14 protein-coding genes are annotated in these 18,534 nt (G+C 54.2%); 8 read left to right on the top strand and 6 right to left on the bottom strand.

Going from position 1 to position 18,534, the window contains the following annotated elements; genetic code table 11:
- The first annotated feature begins 497 nt into the window (after positions 1–497).
- The 6 genes from M6D89_RS15055 (at position 498) to M6D89_RS15030 (ending at position 6,419) form a co-directional block, all read left to right on the top strand.
- Entirely contained in the window at positions 498–2,291 is a 1,794-nt protein-coding gene (locus tag M6D89_RS15055) for a GmrSD restriction endonuclease domain-containing protein (protein WP_253968919.1), read from the top strand.
- Between the two features lie 24 nt (positions 2,292–2,315).
- Positions 2,316–2,783: a GNAT family N-acetyltransferase gene (locus M6D89_RS15050; protein WP_253968918.1), complete on the top strand. Its 468-nt coding sequence runs from the start codon at positions 2,316–2,318 to the stop codon at positions 2,781–2,783.
- Positions 2,784–2,878: 95 nt separating this feature from the next.
- Positions 2,879–3,454 (top strand): YdeI/OmpD-associated family protein, encoded by a 576-nt coding sequence (locus M6D89_RS15045; RefSeq protein ID WP_253968917.1) that lies wholly within the window; start codon positions 2,879–2,881, stop codon positions 3,452–3,454.
- Between the two features lie 112 nt (positions 3,455–3,566).
- Positions 3,567–4,478, top strand: a complete 912-nt coding sequence (locus M6D89_RS15040) for a bile acid:sodium symporter family protein (protein WP_253968916.1) — start codon at positions 3,567–3,569, stop codon at positions 4,476–4,478.
- Between the two features lie 332 nt (positions 4,479–4,810).
- The gene (locus M6D89_RS15035; protein ID WP_253968915.1) at positions 4,811–6,145 is read left to right on the top strand and encodes a type II toxin-antitoxin system HipA family toxin; all 1,335 of its coding nucleotides are present in this window, start codon (positions 4,811–4,813) and stop codon (positions 6,143–6,145) included.
- Positions 6,132–6,419: a helix-turn-helix domain-containing protein gene (locus M6D89_RS15030; RefSeq protein WP_253968914.1), complete on the top strand. Its 288-nt coding sequence runs from the start codon at positions 6,132–6,134 to the stop codon at positions 6,417–6,419. Before M6D89_RS15035 ends, M6D89_RS15030 begins: the two co-directional genes overlap by 14 nt.
- Before the next feature lie 135 nt (positions 6,420–6,554).
- Here the strand turns inward: M6D89_RS15030 and M6D89_RS15025 are convergent, their stop codons facing one another.
- The 4 genes from M6D89_RS15025 to smrA form a co-directional block, all read right to left on the bottom strand.
- On the bottom strand, positions 6,555–6,758 hold the full coding sequence (locus M6D89_RS15025) for a DUF1418 family protein (RefSeq protein WP_253968913.1): 204 nt from the start codon (positions 6,756–6,758) through the stop codon (positions 6,555–6,557).
- A gap of 134 nt (positions 6,759–6,892) precedes the next feature.
- Entirely contained in the window at positions 6,893–10,027 is a 3,135-nt protein-coding gene (locus tag M6D89_RS15020; protein WP_253968912.1) for an efflux RND transporter permease subunit, read from the bottom strand.
- Complete coding sequence (locus M6D89_RS15015) at positions 10,027–11,211, bottom strand: efflux RND transporter periplasmic adaptor subunit (protein WP_253968911.1); 1,185 nt, start codon at positions 11,209–11,211, stop codon at positions 10,027–10,029. The genes M6D89_RS15020 and M6D89_RS15015 overlap by 1 nt, the downstream gene beginning before the upstream one ends.
- A gap of 337 nt (positions 11,212–11,548) precedes the next feature.
- The gene (smrA, locus tag M6D89_RS15010) at positions 11,549–12,127 is read right to left on the bottom strand and encodes a DNA endonuclease SmrA (protein WP_253968910.1); all 579 of its coding nucleotides are present in this window, start codon (positions 12,125–12,127) and stop codon (positions 11,549–11,551) included.
- Positions 12,128–12,215: 88 nt separating this feature from the next.
- Here smrA and M6D89_RS15005 point away from each other — a divergent pair, with 88 nt between their 5' ends.
- Positions 12,216–13,106, top strand: a complete 891-nt coding sequence (locus M6D89_RS15005) for a GGDEF domain-containing protein (protein ID WP_253968909.1) — start codon at positions 12,216–12,218, stop codon at positions 13,104–13,106.
- 4 nt (positions 13,107–13,110) lie between these two features.
- Here the strand turns inward: M6D89_RS15005 and acs are convergent, their stop codons facing one another.
- Positions 13,111–15,048, bottom strand: coding sequence for an acetate--CoA ligase (acs, locus tag M6D89_RS15000; RefSeq protein ID WP_253968908.1), 1,938 nt, complete (start codon positions 15,046–15,048; stop codon positions 13,111–13,113).
- Positions 15,049–15,634: 586 nt separating this feature from the next.
- A complete protein-coding gene (locus M6D89_RS14995) occupies positions 15,635–15,871 on the bottom strand; it encodes a hypothetical protein (RefSeq protein WP_253968907.1) in 237 nt (78 codons plus the stop codon).
- Between M6D89_RS14995 and M6D89_RS14990 the strand changes: the two genes are divergently transcribed.
- The gene (locus tag M6D89_RS14990; RefSeq protein WP_253968906.1) at positions 15,870–18,380 is read left to right on the top strand and encodes a G8 domain-containing protein; all 2,511 of its coding nucleotides are present in this window, start codon (positions 15,870–15,872) and stop codon (positions 18,378–18,380) included. The genes M6D89_RS14995 and M6D89_RS14990 overlap by 2 nt on opposite strands.
- Positions 18,381–18,534 lie beyond the last annotated feature (154 nt).

Below are 18,534 nucleotides of genomic sequence, written 5' to 3'. Positions count from 1 at the left end.
ATCAACCAAGGCGATCTACCCTGCGACCAGCACGACCGACAGCCCACTTGCCTCTCGGCCAAGCGGTTGCGCCAAAGCGAAAAACGCTTTAGATTGCCCCAGTACCTATAACAAAAGAATCGCCAAGAAAGGCGCCCAACAATTAAAAACACAAGGAAGAGGCAAGGGAGTGCGCGTTATAAAAACCATTCAACCCGACTCACCCGGCGCCCGCTGGAGTCCACAACTAAAGCTCTCGTTAATGCCACGCAACGCAGCGATAAGCATGGGCATTCAAAGCCGAATTATCGAAGGCGCCGCAGAGAAATGTACGGATATAGATACGAGCTTTATAGAATAACGTTAACGTTGGTCAGATATAGACATGTGCATATGTAGACATGTCTATATATAGAAAAAATGGCTAGATATAGACATAATGCCTATATATGACCATGCAATTGAATTAGCTGTTATGCAAAAAAGATGCGATTTAAGCGAAATATTAGAGGTTGAAAATGAGTGTTACTCCTCGCGGAATGAGTGTTCAGGAAGCTTATCGAGAATACACGGATGGAAATTTTCGTGTAAACAGACAGTACCAAAGGAAGCTGGTATGGACGGTCGATGAGAAGCAAAAATTAATCGACAGTATTCTTGCCGGGTACCCAATACCTCTTATTCTTTTAGCCACAAGAACGGATGATCAAGGTAAAAAAGTATATGAGATCATTGACGGAATGCAGCGTTTAAATGCTGTATTTTCTTTTATTGAAAATACTTTTAGCCTGAATGGAGACTACTTTGATATTGAGCAGCTTGCGAGAGCCAAGCAGGTTTCAGATGACGGACGATTTGTTGCACATTCGGATGCTGAAACACTCCTAGACGCTGAAAGTTGTGCAAATCTGCTTGAGTATACTTTTGCTGTTACAGAATTTCCTGCAAGCGATCCTGAAGCTGTTAACGAAGTTTTCGGCCGTATAAATTCGTATGGAAGAAGATTAAGTAATCAAGAGCGGCGACAAGCAGGAGTTATTTCCCCCTTTGCCAATTGTATCCGAGATGTCGCAGCTGAACTTAGAGGCGATGCTTCAGCTAACTCTCTAGACCTATCCGAAATGCCTCAGGTTAGTGTCGATGTGAGTGGTGGTGACCCTGAATATGGAGTGCGAGCAGATAGCACATTTTGGTGTAAACAAGGCATTATCAGACGAAGTCAATTACGAGAAGCGGAAGACGAACAGTTTTTGGCAGATTTAGCGATTTCAATTCTGGAGCGTGAGCCGTTTGGGTTTAGCGGGAGCGCGCTGGATCAATATTATTCGGTGGATAGCGAGCAAGCAAGACAGATCAATGTTTTGCTTAACTCTTACGGAGTTGATGCACTCAAAAATGCTTTAATTACGATTTTTTCAGTCATTCGAGAAGCAGTAGAGTCTATAGACAACAGTGATAATGCTCTTAGGAGAACAATACACCCTGATGCAGGGGCGAATCCTATTAAGACTGGTTTTTACGCAATATTTATGGCGTTTTACGAATTGTGTATAACTGAAGGCAAATCGCCCTTTAGTAGTGAGGGTATTATGAATGCTCTTACAAATCTTCAAGGCCGTTTGCATGTGGCAGCTGGGCAGATCAGAAGTGGCCCGCGCGCTCAAAATATCGCCGTTACTAAAGGACTAATTCAGTCGTTCTTCGAAGAGAAAGACCCTGGCGTTGCGCAGCAGGGCGCGGGTCTCGCGATTCGATTTGAGAATGCGCTAAGGCGTTCTAAAGTAGAGACGGCTGCCTATGAATGTAAGCAAGGACTCCTGAATCTTGATGATACCCGATCACCTAACCTCAACCTGCTAGATAGGTTGGTGGAGACTGCTTGCGGAATTGCAAATATAGGACCTGACTCAACAGGTGCAATATTTATTGGAGTTGCGGACAATGACGCCGACCGAGCCAGAATCAAAGCTCTCGACGGGGTCGACTCTCTAGCTGTTGGCGCAAGACATGTAGTGGGAATCGAGCGTGAAGCGCAAATAAGTGGTGTGGATTTAGAGGGTTACAAACGTAGAGTGGTGGATCATTTCGCAAGCTCTGGGCTCAGCGAGCCACTGAGATCAGCCGTGCTCGGCACTATTGATTGCATAGACTACAGAGGTCAAGACGTGCTTTGTATATGGATTCCGTCTCAGCAAGATGTATCCGATGTTTCAGATATCGTTTTCGTTCGCGAAGGATCATCAACTCACAAGGTTGAAGGCTTTCGCGCTGCACAAGCTGTCGCATCTAGATTTGACGCAACTCGTGCATAACAAATCATTGCACCGGACAAGCCGGTGAATTCGGCGTTAAATATAGACCTAAAAATGATCATAGAAATCGCCGAAGATTACCCCACGAAAATGGAAAGCATCGAAAGCCTCTTCCGAAGCTTTGGCGACTTCAATGAGCATGTGATCGAGCACTCCCTTCGGAACAGAGCCAGCATTATAGGTATTTATGCCTACGAGAATGACCTGTTAGTGGGCTGCAAGATAGGGTTCAGCCCTAGGCCAGGTTATTTTGAAAGCTGGATTGGCGGTGTGCATAAAGATTACCAGTGCCGTGGAATAGCCACAGAACTTGCACTCGCTTTGCAAAAGGAAGTCAAAGAGAAGGGGTATCGTTATCTTGAGACCACCACTTCTAACGACAACCTGCCGATGCAGTTAGTAAACTTGAAGACAGGCATGCGAGTTGTCGGCACCTACTTAGATCGAGGTAACGAGCTGAAGCTAAGGTTCCAGCTAGAACTTAAAACATGAAGTGGTTCAGGCGAGTTCGTTAGGGTGCGACAGCGCCTAGACTCACCACAACTCGCTTTGACTTACGAAGGTTACCCACAACAGAGCTTTACCTGATGCCCAAACCTGCCCCAGAAAAGATCATGTCCTTTCCAACGCCAAAAACGCTCCGGGAATGGCTCAAGGTTAATCACGCGACTGAAAGCGAGCTGTGGGTAAAGCTATTTAAGAAAGGCACAGGGGTTCAAAGCGTCACCTGGAATGATATTGTTATTGAAACTCTATGCTGGGGTTGGATTGACGGGGTCAAGAAATCACTGGATGATCAGGCCTACCTTCAGCGCATAACGCCCAGAGCAGCACGAAGCAACTGGTCTAAAAGAAACACGGAGCATGTTGAACGCTTGATAAAAGAAGGCCGGATGGAGGAGCCAGGGCTGCTCCACGTGCGTGCAGCGAAAGCCGATGGTCGCTGGAATAACGCTTATGTGGTCAGCGAAATGACCGTGCCCGAAGATTTCTTGGCGGCCTTGGAAAACCAACCAAAGGCAAAGCAGTTTTTTGCCACGCTTAATAAATCAACTCGGTATGTGATTGCGCACGGCCTAATCAGCGCCAAGAAACCCGAAACCAGACAAAAACGATTTACCAAATACATGACAATGCTTACCCAACAAGAGCAGCCCAACTAAGTAGTCGCCGGCATTAGCACGCGGCTAACCTAGCCACTGCCCGTTAAAGCGATGCTAAGCCCCGAAAAGCTCAAGCAGCATGTTAAATTCTTCCTTCTATATACACATAAAAATGCAGCCATTCCACCACTTTAACCGCCTCTTCCCACTCTGGGCCATTTTGCTGGGAACGCTGGGTTACTTGTTCCCCGCCACTTTCACCCCGATGGCACCCGGCATTGCCTGGCTACTGGCACTGGTGATGTTTGCCATGGGGCTGACGTTATCGGCGGCGGATTTTGCGCGCGTGGTTCGCACCCCAAGGCCGATTTTGCTGGGGCTTGCGTTGCAGTTTACGGTAATGCCTTTGGCGGCGCTGGCGGTGTCGCGGTTTTTAGGTTTAAGCGCGGAACTGACCACTGGCATGGTGTTGGTGGGTTCGGCGGCGGGCGGCACGGCATCCAATGTGATTGCCTGGCTGGCCGGGGGCCGCGTAGCGCTGTCGGTGTCTATGACCCTGGCATCAACGTTGGCCTCGGTGGTGTTAACCCCGTTTATTACTTGGATGCTGCTCAAGAATACCGTTGAAATTAATACCCTGGGTATGCTGGCAAGCATTGCCAAAATTGTCGTGGCACCTGTGCTAGTGGGCGTGGCTGTACATCACTTTACCGCCAAGACGATAAAACGGCTCGAGCCGATGCTGGCCAGCATTGCCGTCGCATTAATTGCGCTGATTATTGCGATTGTGGTCGCGCTGAACGCCGGGCGGCTGGCGAGCATCGGGGCGCTGGTGCTGCTGGCTGTAGTACTGCACAACGGCATGGGCTTACTGGGCGGTTACTGGCTAGCCCGCGCACTGCGCTTTGACGAGCCCACCTGTCGCACCATTGCTATCGAGGTAGGCATGCAAAACTCGGGGCTGGCCGTAGCCCTGGCGCAACAGTTTTTTACCGCCACCGCAGCCCTACCGGGGGCGCTGTTTTCAGTTTGGCACAATGTGTCGGGGTCGCTGTTGGCGAGTTGGTGGAGAAAGAGGAGATAGAAGCGTTGGATGTCTGACGACTGATGTCGGAGGTGCAAAAACCGCAGAACGCAGAACGCAGAACGCAGAACGCAGAACGCAGAACGCAGAACAGACGATTGTGCTACATGGGGTGTGACACTCAACCCCGTCTACTCAACGCCCCCCTGATTAAACCGGCGATAGAACAACATGCTGTCTCACCCTCACCTACCGCCCCCACGACCAAAATTTTGCATCTTAAAAGAATCATATCCTGCCAGTTTTCGCATTATATGAGTTATTAATTACTCATATAGTGGACTTTTATATTTTTATGCATATTATAGGAGGCATACTCAAAAGGAGGTTTTGTGGCTAAGGCGCACATTGAAATACACCATAGCGGGCGGTGGCACTTGGCGGGCATTGTGCAAGTGGATGACCCCGAGCGCGGTATTTACGGGCGTGGGCACTTTGACTACCACGTAAGCTACGCGGGCAACCATCTGCAGGAGTCACCCGATTGGCGGGCGGTCAGTTGCCAGCTTCCGATCAGTTTTAGTAACTATACCTACCCACATTGGCCTGCCTTTGTTTTGGATTTGCTACCTACCGGGGCCGGGCGCCGCCATCTTATCGACAAACACGGTTTGAATGACGGCCCATCGGCAGACTGGACTTTGCTTATGCATGGGGCTGGAGCGCCGCCGGGTAATTTACGCGTGCGCGAGGCAGTCATAAATCGGCGTGATATTGTCGCGCCTGACGGACCGGGCATGTCCTACTCCGGCGAGCAACACCCGGGGTTTAGTCGCGCGGAAATTGTCGAGCGAGGCGAGCACTTTATTGAGTACGCTTTTGCCCACGGCGCACTGACCGCCAGCGCTTCGGATGTTCAGGGGGAGGCCCCCAAGTTTTTGCTGGTGCAGGACCACAATGATCGCTGGCACGCGGAAGGCGCCATTGATGACGCCCAGGTGCAAAAGCACTGGCTGGTTAAATTCCCACGCGGTAACAGCGCGCGTGACCGGCAAGTGCTTAGCAACGAACGGGCGTATTTAGAGCTTGCTCGAGCCCTGGGGCTTAACGTAGGTGAAGCCCTAGATTATGAAAACAATGCCTTGTTTATTCCGCGCTTTGATCGCGCTATAGCAAACAGTGCCGTTATACGGCGCGGCCAGGAAAGCCTGTGCAGCGTAGCGGGCATTGCCGATTTTGGCGCAAGCCCTCCACAAGAACAGCTGCTTGCAGCGGTGGCAAACTTTAGCGATGCCCCCGAACAAGACATTATTGAGTTTATTGGGCGCGACGTCGCCAATATCGCGCTGGGCAACAAAGATAATCACGCCCGCAACAGTGCCTTAATTAAGCTGGAGGACGGCACTACCCGGCTGTCACCCCTGTTCGACTTCGCCCCTATGTTTTTAGACCCGGAAATGATTCCGCGCGTATGTCGCTGGCAAGCCCCTCTTGAAATTGCAGGCCAACCGAATTGGAGCGAAATTTTTTACTATGTGAGGACGCACTACCCCCAAGTAAGCGCTGGCAAATTGTTCGCAGCCTTTACGCGCTGGCTTGCAGCTCTAAAAGCGTTTAGCGCTACTGCTCGCGAGCAAGGCCTGGACGAAGACATTATTCAAATGCGTGAGCACTCTATAAAAAAACAGTGCCAGCTGATTGAGGACTTGTTACATGCCCAAGAATAAACTCGTGGCCCCGGAACAGGAATCTTTTATTCAGGGGCGCAACGCCTTGTTGGAGCGAATTAACCACGGTGATATCAGCATCGGCGAAGCCATTCGCACCATGCGCGAATTACTGGGGATGACACAAACAGAGTACGGCGATAAAGTCGCCAAAGTTTCGCGCAAGGCCCTATCACAGCTTGAAAACAATCAGGGCGACCCGCGCCTGAGCACTATTAACCGTTGCTGTAAGGCTTTTGGGTTAGAGGCAGGGTTGGTGCAAAAGCGGTTGTAGAGACGGGGAACGAAATTTTGCTCGTTGATTTTCTTTCGCAAGTGGCTTTCTTCTGTCTTTAATTAGCATCGGACATCAGTCGTCAGACGTCCGACTGGGCACCCCGTCAACCGTTATCCGCTCCCCTTAAATCATTTATCTCTTCCGCAATCCGCGCACTATATAAAGCACCGCTGGCAACATAAGCGCGATTCCCACGACGATAAACACCAAGCCGTCTTTTTCAAAGCGCATTGATTCGGGCAGGAAGTCGACATTAGCAAAGTGCATGGCCATGCCCAGACCAATTAAGATACAGGCAAAAAAATCCAGTACCGCCAGGTGGATGGGTAGTTTCATAAATTTTCCTTTTTGTGGTATTCCTATGATTATTTTGCGTCGCAGAATAGCCGTTGCTCGGCTTGCTTTGCAAGGTGAGGCGGCCTACCGCCCGTTAGCCGTAAACCGTTCCCCACCTCTTGTCCCGTCCAACATCAGACGTCCGACATCCGACTCTCTGCCCCACCATTCGACTTCGCCTGCCAGCGTTTCAAATCATCCAACACCATAAAGAAACAGGGTACGACGATCAGCACAATGGCGCTGGCAAATACAATCCCGAAACCGAGCGAGATCGCCATGGGAATCAACTGCGCCGCCTGGCGGGAGGTTTCCATAATAATGGGTGAAAGCCCGCCGAAGGTGGTGAGTGTGGTGAGAAAAATGGGCCGGAAACGCCGCACGCTGGCATCGCAGATCGCCTGGTAGGCGCTGTCGTATTCGTCGCGGGTTTTGTTGGCGTGATCGACCAGAATTAACGAGCCATTCACCACTACGCCGGACAATGCCACAATACCCATCAGGCTGACCAACGATAGGTCATACCCCAGTGCCAGGTGGCCAATCACCACCCCGATAATGCCGAAGGGTATCGCCACCATGACTATCAGCGGCTGTAAGTAGCTGCGAAAGGCAATGGCGAGTAGCGAGTAAATCACGAACATGGCCATGCCGAATCCGCCCCAGAGCACTTGGGTGGATTCGCGCATTTCCGCGTCGCTGCCGCGAAATGTCCAGGTTAGGCCCGGATATTCGGCACGCAGCTGGGGCAGCACTTGCTGTTTCATTGCCGCCGATACCTGGTTAAGCGCGCTTTGCGGGTGCACATCCATACCCACGTTAATCACCCGGCGGCCGTTGCGTCGGCTGAGCGAGCTAAACGCTTCGGCCAGATGCGGATCGGCCACGTCGTACAGGGGCACTTCTACCCCATCGGGAGTGCGAATCAGCAAATTATCCAGAGTGTGCTGTTGACGGCGCTCTTCCAGGGGCAGTTTGACGCGCACTTCAATTTCGTTAATGCCACGCAGCTGGCGCATCGCCACGGCGCCGTAAAAAGAGTCGCGCACCTGTCGTCCTACCTCGGACGGTGTCAGGCCCAGCAACTCGCCCTCGGGGCGCAGGGAAAAGTTGTATTGCAGCTTGCCTTTGTTGTAGTTGTCATTCACGTTGCGGGTGTTGGCGAACTCTTCCATGCGCGCTTTAAACACCTGGCTGGCTTCGGCCAAAAGTTCGGTGTCGGTATGACTCAAGTCCACACTTAAGTCGTCGCGCCAGCCGCCGGGGCCACGCTCGGCCTCGAAGGTGATTTGATCCACGCCTTCAATATCGCCAATTTCGTTGCGCCACAGCTCGATCACTTCGCGCGAGCCAATATCGCGCTCATCCGGTGGCAGCATAACGATTTCGACATCAATAAAACTTTTACCGCGCACATTGGTTTTAATCCCTTCGGCCGCCTTGTACAGGTCGTGCTTTTCAAACATCTCGTGAGTCTGTTCGGTGATGGCATTCGCCACCACGGCGGCCTGCTCCAGGGTGGTACCGACCGGCAGACGAACACCGGCTTCGATTTCATCGGCGGCCACCCGGGGCATCATCACCGTGCCCATATGGTCGCTGGTGCCATAGGCGCCGGCAATAATCAGCGCTGACACCACCACGCTGATGGTGAAGTAGCGAACCCGAATGCATTTTTCCACAAAGGGTCGATAGCGGTTTTGCACAAAGGCGTTAAATTTATTCGCCAGTGCCTGCTGACGGTCGTGGGCGTAGTTTTCCAGTTTGCTTTTGCGGCCTTTGCCACTTTCGGCCAGGTGGGCGGGCAGAATAAATAAAGCCTCGACCAGCGAGATAAGCAGGACGATAATCACCACGACGGGGAAAGGCCACCAGAACTTGCCGGTCGTGCCGGGAATAAACATTACCGGAATAAACGCGACCACGGTGGTTAAGATAGTAAAGGTTACCGGCGAGGCGATATCTTTGGCCCCGCTAATGGCAGCCTGCAAATGACTGTAGCCGCGCTGTCGGTACTCGTAAATGTTTTCGCCCACGACGATGGCATCGTCCACCACAATGCCCAGCACCACCAAAAAAGCAAACATGGAAATCATGTTGATACTGACCCCAATCGCGGGCAAAAACAGTATGCCGCCCACGAAGGAGATGGTCATACCCATCATGATCCAGAAGGCGAGTCGCAGCTCGAGGAATATGGTGAGAATGGTTAATACAATTAAAATCGCCAGGCCGCCATTGCTTAACAGCAGGTTTAAACGGTCGCTAAAATCTTCGGCGCTGTTGCTGTCAATGCGGTGGTGAACGCCCTCGGGCAAGGTGGTGTCCAGCTCTTTCAGCACTCGCTCGACGGCAGCTGAAATGTCCAGCGGCGACTGGTTACCCACCCTAAAAATATTCACCTCAACCGAAGGCTGGCGATTAAACTGCGAGTGAAACCCGGTCTCTTCAAAGCCATCGCGTATCTCGGCAATATCACCCAGGGTGACGATTGCACCGGCGGGAGTGGTTACGACGGGAATAGTGGCAAACTCTTCGGCCCACTGTTTGCGCTCATTCATGCGCAGCAGAATTTCACCCCGGTCGGTTTCCACCGAGCCGGCGGGCACATCGCGCCCCGATGACTCAATCATTTGCGCGACTTCGCCCAAGGTCAGGTTATAGCGGCGCAGTTGCTCGCGGGGTATTTCTACGTGAGTGAGGTAGCCCGGCACCCAGCCCAGGTCCACCTGGGTAATCTCGGGCTCGGTGAGTAAGCGGTCGCGCAAATTTTCCGCCAGCTTGCGCAGACTCCAGATGTCGATATCGCCGTAAAGGCCCACCTCCATCACTTCACGGGAGTTGTCGCGAATACGCACTTCGGGGTCTTCGGCGTCGTCGGGGAAGGTGCGCACCCGGTTCACCGCCTGGTCAACCTCCTGAAAGGCTTTCATGCGGTCGGCGCCTGCCACCAGCTCAAGGCTGACCATGCCCCAGCCTTCGCGGGCCTCGGAGGTCATTTCTTGAATGCCCTGAACGCCGCGTACCGAGCTTTCAATGGGCTGCAAAATGCCCTGCTCTACTTCTTCCGGCGAGGCGCCCGGGTAGGTAACGGTCACCTCCACCACATCGATTTCAAACTCGGGGAACACCTCTTTTTGCATGGTCAGCGCCATGTAAAGGCCGCCCGCCAACAAGATAATCATTAACAGGTTGGCGGCGATGGCGTTGCGCGCCATCCATTCTATGGGCCCCTGGGAGCGCGTATGGGTCGCTTGGTTATCGCTCATTACTGCTCCCCTTCACTCAAACGCAGATCAGCGCCGTCGCTGATACGTGCCAAGCTGGTAGTCACCACGCGGTCACCACTGGCAAGCCCCTGGCGAACATAAACGTGCTCGGCATCCATAAAGGCGATATCCAGCGAGCGGATAGACAGCTTGCCGTCTTCATACACCCAGGCGGTGTCGTTTTTGCGCAAGTATTGGCGCTCTAAACGCACCACATTTTGCAGTGGCTCGGCGGTTATGCGGCTCTCCACATAGCTACCCAGCACCAGCGGCATTTTGTCGGCGTGGGCCTCGGTGCGCGCCAGCGGGTCGTCCACCTCAATCAATAACCGCAACATACGCGATTGCTCGTCCAGCTCGCCCACCAGCGAGAGAACCTTGCCCTCGCGGGTCTCACCCTCGGGCCAGGCGGAACGATCGCGCAGCTCAACACTTAAATCTTTTACCGAATCAATGTGAGGCATTTTAGACAGGGGGATGGTGGCGATCACCCAATAACTTTCCGTGCCGACCAGCCGCGCCAGGGCATTGCCCGGCGCCACCTGCGAGCCCACGTTAACCGCGCGCGAGACTATCTGCGCATCAAAGGGCGCCATCAGGCGGGTGCGCTGCAAATCCAACGCCGCTCTATCCACCTGGGCTTTTGCCGATTGCCGCTCGGCCTCGGCCGCCGCCAGCTGGGGCTGGCGCAGCATTAGGGCCTCTTGCATCGCGGGCAAATCGCGCCCCAGCTGGCGATATTCCTGCTCGGCGACTACCTGTTCGCCCTGCTCGATATTCAAAGCGGCTTCGGCCTGGGCCAGGGCGCTTTGGCGCGCGGCCAATTCAATTTCATAGTCCGCCGGATCAATGGTGAGCAGCAGCTGATCTTTTTCCACAAAGGCGCCCGGGCGGAAGTTATCCGCCCGCGAAGCTATTCGGCCGCTCACCTGAGGCTGTAGGGTGACCTCTTGCGAGGGCGAGACTGAACCCATAGTGACAATCACGGGGCGGTAAGTACCGCGCTCAACCGGCATAACATCCACCAACATGGCAGTGCGCTTGGTGGCGCCCTCGCGCTGGGCAACAGGCTCGCTATTATGAATTAAATAAGAGGCTCCCAACGCGATCGCGATAACCACCGCGCACCCCCACAGCATTTTCTTTAATGGCATGGCGGGCTGAGTCTCGTTATTGTGATTCATGCAAAGTCTCCGGCTGATCGGTTCAATATTGTTTGTTTTTCAGCGTGTGTTACGGCGCCCCAAGGCATACCGATGACAATAAGACATGTCAGTGCGCAAACCCAACACAGTGGCAGGGATAGGCATGATCTCATTGATGTGGATTAGCGAGGTGTAAGCGACACGCTCGCTTAAGGTATTCTTACCATTATTATGGGTTTGCGAATAGGCAACCCTTATTTATCATACAATATCAGCTTAAGGGCCACCGCACCAGCGCACCACCCTCGCCCCCTTAGGACTCAGACGTTCAGCGTTCAGTATTATCAGCCCCGACGCGCGCTTTACCGCTACGCGACTATTTCCGCCGCGAGTGCTTCTCCCAATTCTCTTGCCGCTTTTGCTCGCTCTTTTTTAGCAATATGTAAGTGGCACCACTGGCGCCGTGATGTTTTTGCGCGGAGTGAAAAGCCAGCACATCGTCCAGTTGCGGCAACCAGTTGGCGACGCAGCTTTTTAACAGGGCGGGATGTTCGCGGCCCTCACCTTTACCGTGGGTAATAAGGGCGCAGCGGATATCGTGGTTCATGCAGTCTTGCACAAACTGGTAAAGCGCGGTGCGGGCTTGCTCGACGGTCATGCGGTGCAAGTCCAACCGGGCGTCGATGCTGTATTTGCCCAGGCGCAGGTTTTTATACACCCCGTGCTGCACTCCATCGCGCTTAAAATCGAGTATATCCAAAGGTTTAACCGGGTCGATGTGCTCGCCACTGAGAAAGTTGGTGTCCTTAACCGTGGTAGCCAGGGCCGCTGCACGGCGCTCGGCCAGCTGCTGCTCACCGGGTTTATCCTTTTGCAGGGTTACTTTTTTCTCGGCCTTGATGCGGCGAACATCGCTCATTTCTTGACGAAATATGTCCTGTTCGTTATCACTCATAATCGGGATCAGCTATGTAAATTAGGGCTCGCACAGGGATGAATTTGAACTATGCTTTACCCATGTGGGCGAATGACAAGGAGTTAGCATGAGTCACTTTTCTCGGGCACTGCTGACGTTGCTGGGCACTTTGCTGTTGTGCCTGCTGTGGACGGCAGGCGCCTTTACCAGTGGCACCATTCTACCTACTTCTGACGTAAACAGTCTGTTTTTTAGCGCCGATTTGGCGTTGACGGTACTTACCTTTACCCTGCTGTGGCTGTGCTGTTTTGCCCCTATTCGCCGCCCCATTGCGGTCTTGCTGGTGACCGGCAGCGGCTTGCTATTTTTAACCGTTTGGCACCGGCTGCTCAGCAACCTGATTACCGACCTCCCCCTTAGTATGATCACCACCTGGCGGTGGCTACCCGTAGCCGCTGTGGGGCTAATTACCCTGGGCTTCGTTCGGCTGATTAAAGCCTACCGCCTGAGTCGCCTGCTACTGGGCAGTTACCGCCAAGTGGAACACAGCTTATCGACCCGCGACCAGCTGACCCAGCTGTTTAACCGGCGTTACTTCTACAGCCAGGGCTCAGAGCTACTCAATTCCCACCAGGCCAATCAGCAGTGCAGCACGCTAATAATGCTGGTTTTACACAACCTGGCGGATATTAATCGCGAACACGGCCTACAGGCGGGGGATGCGGTACTGAGCGAGTTGGGCCGGGTGCTGCTTAAAAATACCCGACGCAACGATATCGCGGCGCGTGTGAGTGGGCGCAAACTGGCTGTATTTTTACCCCACACGGACGCCCAGCAAGCGGGCCCCTTGGCGGAACGTATTGTGGCCATGCTGAAAAAGGTGGAAATCACCAATGATACGGGCGAACGAGAGCTAATCAGTCTCCGTGTAGGCTTGGAAATGCAGCAATCGCAGCCGGGCGACAGCCTGGAAACACTAGAGGATCGAAATAGGGCGGCCCTTAATCGGGCCGCCTGACAGGCTAGCGATTAGCGCGATTGTCGATCAGATCGTCCACGACCGCCGGGTCAGCCAGGGTTGAGGTATCCCCCAGGCTGTCGAGCTCGTTGGCGGCAATTTTACGCAAAATACGGCGCATAATTTTGCCCGAGCGGGTTTTGGGTAAGCCCGGCGCCCACTGAATAATATCCGGCTTGGCAATAGCACCGATTTCTTTTACGCACAGTGAAATCAGCTCTTTTTTCAGCTCATCGCTGGGTTCTACTCCGGTCATAGGTGTCACATAGGCATAGATGCCCTGGCCCTTGATGTCGTGGGGGTAGCCCACCACGGCGGCCTCGGCGACCTGTTCATGCAACACCAGGGCGCTCTCAACCTCGGCGGTGCCCATACGGTGGCCCGACACGTTCAGCACATCGTCCACCCGGCCGGTAATCCAAAAGTAGCCGTCCTCGTCGCGGCGCGCGCCGTCGCCGGTAAAGTAATAGCCCGGGTAGGTCGAGTAGTAGGTATCAATGCAGCGCTGGTGATCCCCGTACACGGTACGCAACTGGCTGGGCCAGCTGGCTTTAATGGCTAGGCTACCCTCGCCTGCGCCTTCAATTTCATTGCCTTCACTATCAAGCAATACCGGCTGCACACCAAAGAAAGGTTTGGTGCACGAACCCGGTTTAAGGTCGGTAGCGCCCGGCAGAGGCGTCATCATATGGGCGCCGGTTTCGGTCTGCCACCAGGTGTCCATAATCGGGCAGCGCTCGTCGCCCACGACTTTGTAGTACCACTCCCAGGCTTCGGGGTTAATGGGCTCGCCCACACTACCCAGAATACGCAGAGATTTGCGCGAGGTGCGTTTGACAAAGTCATCGCCCGCGCCCATCAGCGCGCGCACGGCGGTGGGGGCGGTGTAAAAGCTGTTTACTCCGTGCTTGTCGACCACTTCCCAGCAGCGCGCCGCATCCGGATAGGTGGGGACACCTTCAAATACCAATGTGGTGGCGCCATTAGCCAGGGGGCCGTACACAATGTAGCTGTGCCCTGTCACCCAGCCCACATCGGCGGTGCACCAGTAAACGTCACCCTCTTGCTGGTCAAACACATATTTGTGGGTCATGGCCGCTTGCAGCAGGTAACCACCGGTGGTGTGCAAAACACCCTTGGGCTTACCGGTAGAACCCGAGGTGTACAAAATAAACAGCGGGTCTTCTGAGTCCATCCACTCGGGTTCGCACTCGGGGCTGGCGGCCTCGACGGCGTCGCGGTACCAGACATCGCGCGAATCTTCCCATTGAATATCGCCGGCGGTACGCTTAACCACCAAGCAGGTGTGAACATCGGGGCATTCGGCCAGGGCTTTGTCGGTGTTGGTTTTAAGGGGAATTTTACGGCCGCCGCGCACCCCTTCGTCGGCGGTAATGACAACTTGGCAGTCGGCGTTTTGAATACGGTCTTTTAAAGCGTCGGGCGAGAAGCCGCCAAACACCACCGAGTGCACGGCACCAATGCGGGCACAGGCCAGCATGGCGTAGCAGGCCTCGGGGATCATGGGCATGTACAGGCAAACCCGATCGCCCTTTTTAACGCCCCGCTCACGCAGGACATTGGCCAGACGGCAAACCTCTTCGTGCAGCTCGCGGTAGGTAATCAGCTGGTCTTCCGAGGGGTCGTCCCCCTCCCAGATAATGGCAGTCTGATCGCCGCGCGCCTCTAAGTGGCGGTCGATACAGTTGACGCTGACGTTAAGCTTGCCGCCTAAGAACCAGGCTACTTCGCCTTTGCGCAGGTCACTTTTACAGACCGTGTGCCACTTTTCTTGCCAATCTAAAAAAGTCTCGGCCTGAGCCGCCCAGAACGCGTCTGGCTGCTCTACCGACTGGCGGTAAAGACTTTGGTAAGTGTCGGCATCAATGGCCGCTTTTTGCTTGAGTGCCTCAGGTACCGGATAAACGTGTTGCTCGGTCATACATAATCTCCGCGCTGGTTTGTCTGTTATTGTACGGCCCGCCCTGTGACAGGCCCGTTATTGCCGATGGCTCAAGCTTAACAGCGGTTTAGCTTTTTCGCTACAGACAACGTTGTCAAAACCATTACTCCATGCGTATCGATACCATCACGTAAATACTGTGCGATGCGTCACACTCTTGCGCCTGGCAAAGCTATAGAATTCTCTCGCACCAATGATAGCGCTACCATCAGCATAAAATGCGGTGAATCTCAATAAAACACCACCCGCTATCGCCACAGGACTACTTTCAAAGGAAGCTTATTGTGCGCCCACACTATATTGCCGTAACCCTAACCAGTGTACTCCTGGCCGCCTGCGGCGGAGGCTCCGATGGCGCAGGCTCATCGTCTGCAACCCAACAACGCTCGTCGCAAACACACAGCAGCGCCAGCTCGCAGGCCTCCTCCACTTCGAGTCGAGAAACAGTAACGAATAGCTCAGCGCAATCGAGCGGTGCAATGAGCATGGTATCGAGCCCATCAAGCGCGGCTCAAGCATCCAGCATAGGCAGCTCGGTCGCAGTGGTCAGCTCCTCCAGCCGTAATCAGTCGGCCACTAACACCTCGTCGACAGCCTCTGAGCTAGCTGCAAGCTCGGTGTCCAGCAGCAGTGCCATTAGCTCAAGCCCGGTAAGTTCATCCCCCGATAGCAGCACCTCGAGCTCTAGCCAAGCAAGTTCGGTAGACACTACCGTCGCCTTTAGCGAGAACAGCGCCTGCCCTCCTGCCGGGGGCAGCCCAAACCCAGCAGCGGAACTCCCCAGCTTTAGCAACAGCGGCATGAGCCACTCTAACGCTGCGAAAATGGCAGAACATATGGCGGCCCATGCCCTGGTGGCCTACGAAGATGCCACCCATGCCACCATCGCCGATGGCGACTGGTGTGACCCAAGCATCTGGCACAATGGCGCTGTGCCAGGCGATGGTGCACGGGTCGTGATTGGGCGCGACAATACCGTCAGCTACGCGTTAAGTGATACCGCGCGCCTACATACGTTGCGTGTTGATGGGGAACTCAACTTCGCCACCAACAGCGACACCCGCATGACCCTGGATACTCTGTTTGTGGACCCACGCGGCACCCTGACTATTGGCACCCAAAGCCAACCGGTCAACCGCTCGGTGAATGCCGAGATTGTCTTTGCCGCCAATGGCGACATAGATGTCGACTGGGACCCATTGCTGCTGAGCCGGGGCCTTATCGCTCACGGTACGTTAGAAATACACGGCGCCGAAAAAGTGTCCCACCTTAAGCTCGCCACGGACGCCCGGGCGGGAGACAGCCAGCTGCACCTAGCGCGCAGTGCGCGGGGTTGGCGTGAAGGCGACACGCTGGTCATAACCGGCACCCGGTTTTCGGGCTGGAAGTGGGATAACAGTATTCGCGAGGTCCGCTACCACGGCACCCAAGATGAAGTCCGTACCATTACAGCGGTAAGCGGGTCTAGTGTCACGCTAGACGCCCCCTTGCAGCACAACCACGAATCACCCAGGGACGATTTAAAAGCCAGCGTGGGCAACTTTAGCCGCAATGTTCGCTTTGTGACGGAAAGCGCCGGCTCTGTACCTGTGCATCAGCGCGGCCACGTGATGTTTATGCATAACAACGACATAGACGTGCGCTATGCCGAGTTTTTTCAACTGGGCCGGACCGACAAATCGCGCAACAACCGCGAGGCGGTAGATGTAAGTACTATGGCCTCGGACACCAATGTCCGGGGGCGCTACAGCTTTCACTTTCACCGCTCGGGCACGCGCGACCAAAATAACCCAGCCGTGGGTATAGGCAATGCGGTGTTCGGCTCGCCCGGCTGGGGCTATGTGCACCACGACAGCCACGCCATGCTACACAATAACGTCAGTTACGATACCTTTGGCGCGGGCTTTGTCGCCGAAACCGGCAACGAGACCGGCGCCTGGACTCACAATCTGGCGATTAAAGCCGAGGGCATTAGCGGTGCCTACAACCCCAAGAATAACAATGACATTTTCGGCTTTGATATCGCTCGCAGTGGCGATGGGTTTTGGTTTCAGGGCCGCATGGTGGCCGCGGTAGGTAATATCGCCGCCAGCGTTAACCGAGGCTTTACTTACTTTCATCGCGATCACTCGGACACCATGATCGGCACCGACCCAGGCCTCTTTATGGCCCCTCAGGCGGTGGGTTTGGCCGGTACTGTGCCCGCCGACAAAATTCCTATTCGTCACTTTCACGGCAACGAGGCCTATGCCAGCACCTTGGGGACATTTGTTGTCAAAGCCAACCCGCGCCAACGCCATGATATTTACACCGTCATGAGCGACTTCACCGCCTGGGAGGTAAAAACCGGCGCCTCTATCGAGTACACCTCTCACTATCTGTTGCGCGACTTTGATGTCACTGGCCTGACCTCTGAGCCATTCCGTAGTGCTGAAACCGGGATTGAATTTGGTCGCAACACCACTGACATGGTGGTGCGCGATGCCCGCATTGAAAACTTTGACGTGGGCATAGACCTGGACAAAGATCATGTCAGTAGCAACCCGATGGGTCTGGACCAGTTTGTGGTGATTGGAGGACAAATCAACGGAGTGACGCAGGTTTACGATGAGCGAGATACCAGCGATGTCATTATCGATGGCAGTGACCTGGCCCCAAATCGCTTTGAGCTCACATTCGACGGATTAAACGCTGACGGCTATTACGAATACTTAGACCCGGCCACCACCGCAGGCACCGGCATCAGTTTTAGCGGCAACAAAACCGACAGCATTGGCCCCAACCCCATACCTGCCGGTTATGACTCTATTGGCATGGGCAACAAGGATATGATTGCCCTGGTAGCGCAGGCCGGTTATTACCAAACCGAAAGCGGCGCGCACTACGCCATTAAACGTGAATACTTTAGCGACCGGGCCACGGGCGAGGTGTATATGCAGCCGCTTAAAATTCTGCTGGGGCCCGACGTTGTGAACCGATTGGGTAATCAATATCACGCCTGGCGTGATGCCCGCTACCGGGGCATTATTGACTTGGATAATCAAGCCCCCGTAGCAGGGAAGGATTCTGGCTCGGTCTCCGCAGGCGGCGAAATAACCTTAGACCTGATCACCAACGACTCTGACCCCGAGGGCGACTCGCTGCGCATATTAAGTGTGGTCAGCCCGCTATACGGCACAGTCTCACACACCGGCAGTCGCATCACCTACCGCGCCTACCCCGATATGCGCGGCACCGACGTGTTTCATTACTGGGTGGGAGACGAGCACGGCAATGCTCATCGGGGCGAAGTGAGTATTTCAGTTAATTGATGGGACGTTGGACGTTGGACGTTGGACGTTGGACGTTGGACGTTGGACGTTGGACGTTGGACGTTGGACGTTGGACGTTGGACGTTGGACGTTGGACGTTGGACGTTGGACAAGATTATCTCAGTTTTGTCGAAACCGCCGTCAACAAAAATAT

It is taken from the genome of Gilvimarinus xylanilyticus, from assembly GCF_024195295.1.
In the GTDB taxonomy this organism is placed as follows: Bacteria; Pseudomonadota; Gammaproteobacteria; order Pseudomonadales; family Cellvibrionaceae; genus Gilvimarinus; species Gilvimarinus xylanilyticus.
The sequence above is the reverse complement of the archived record's forward strand: the minus strand, read 5'-3'. Positions and strand labels throughout refer to the sequence as shown.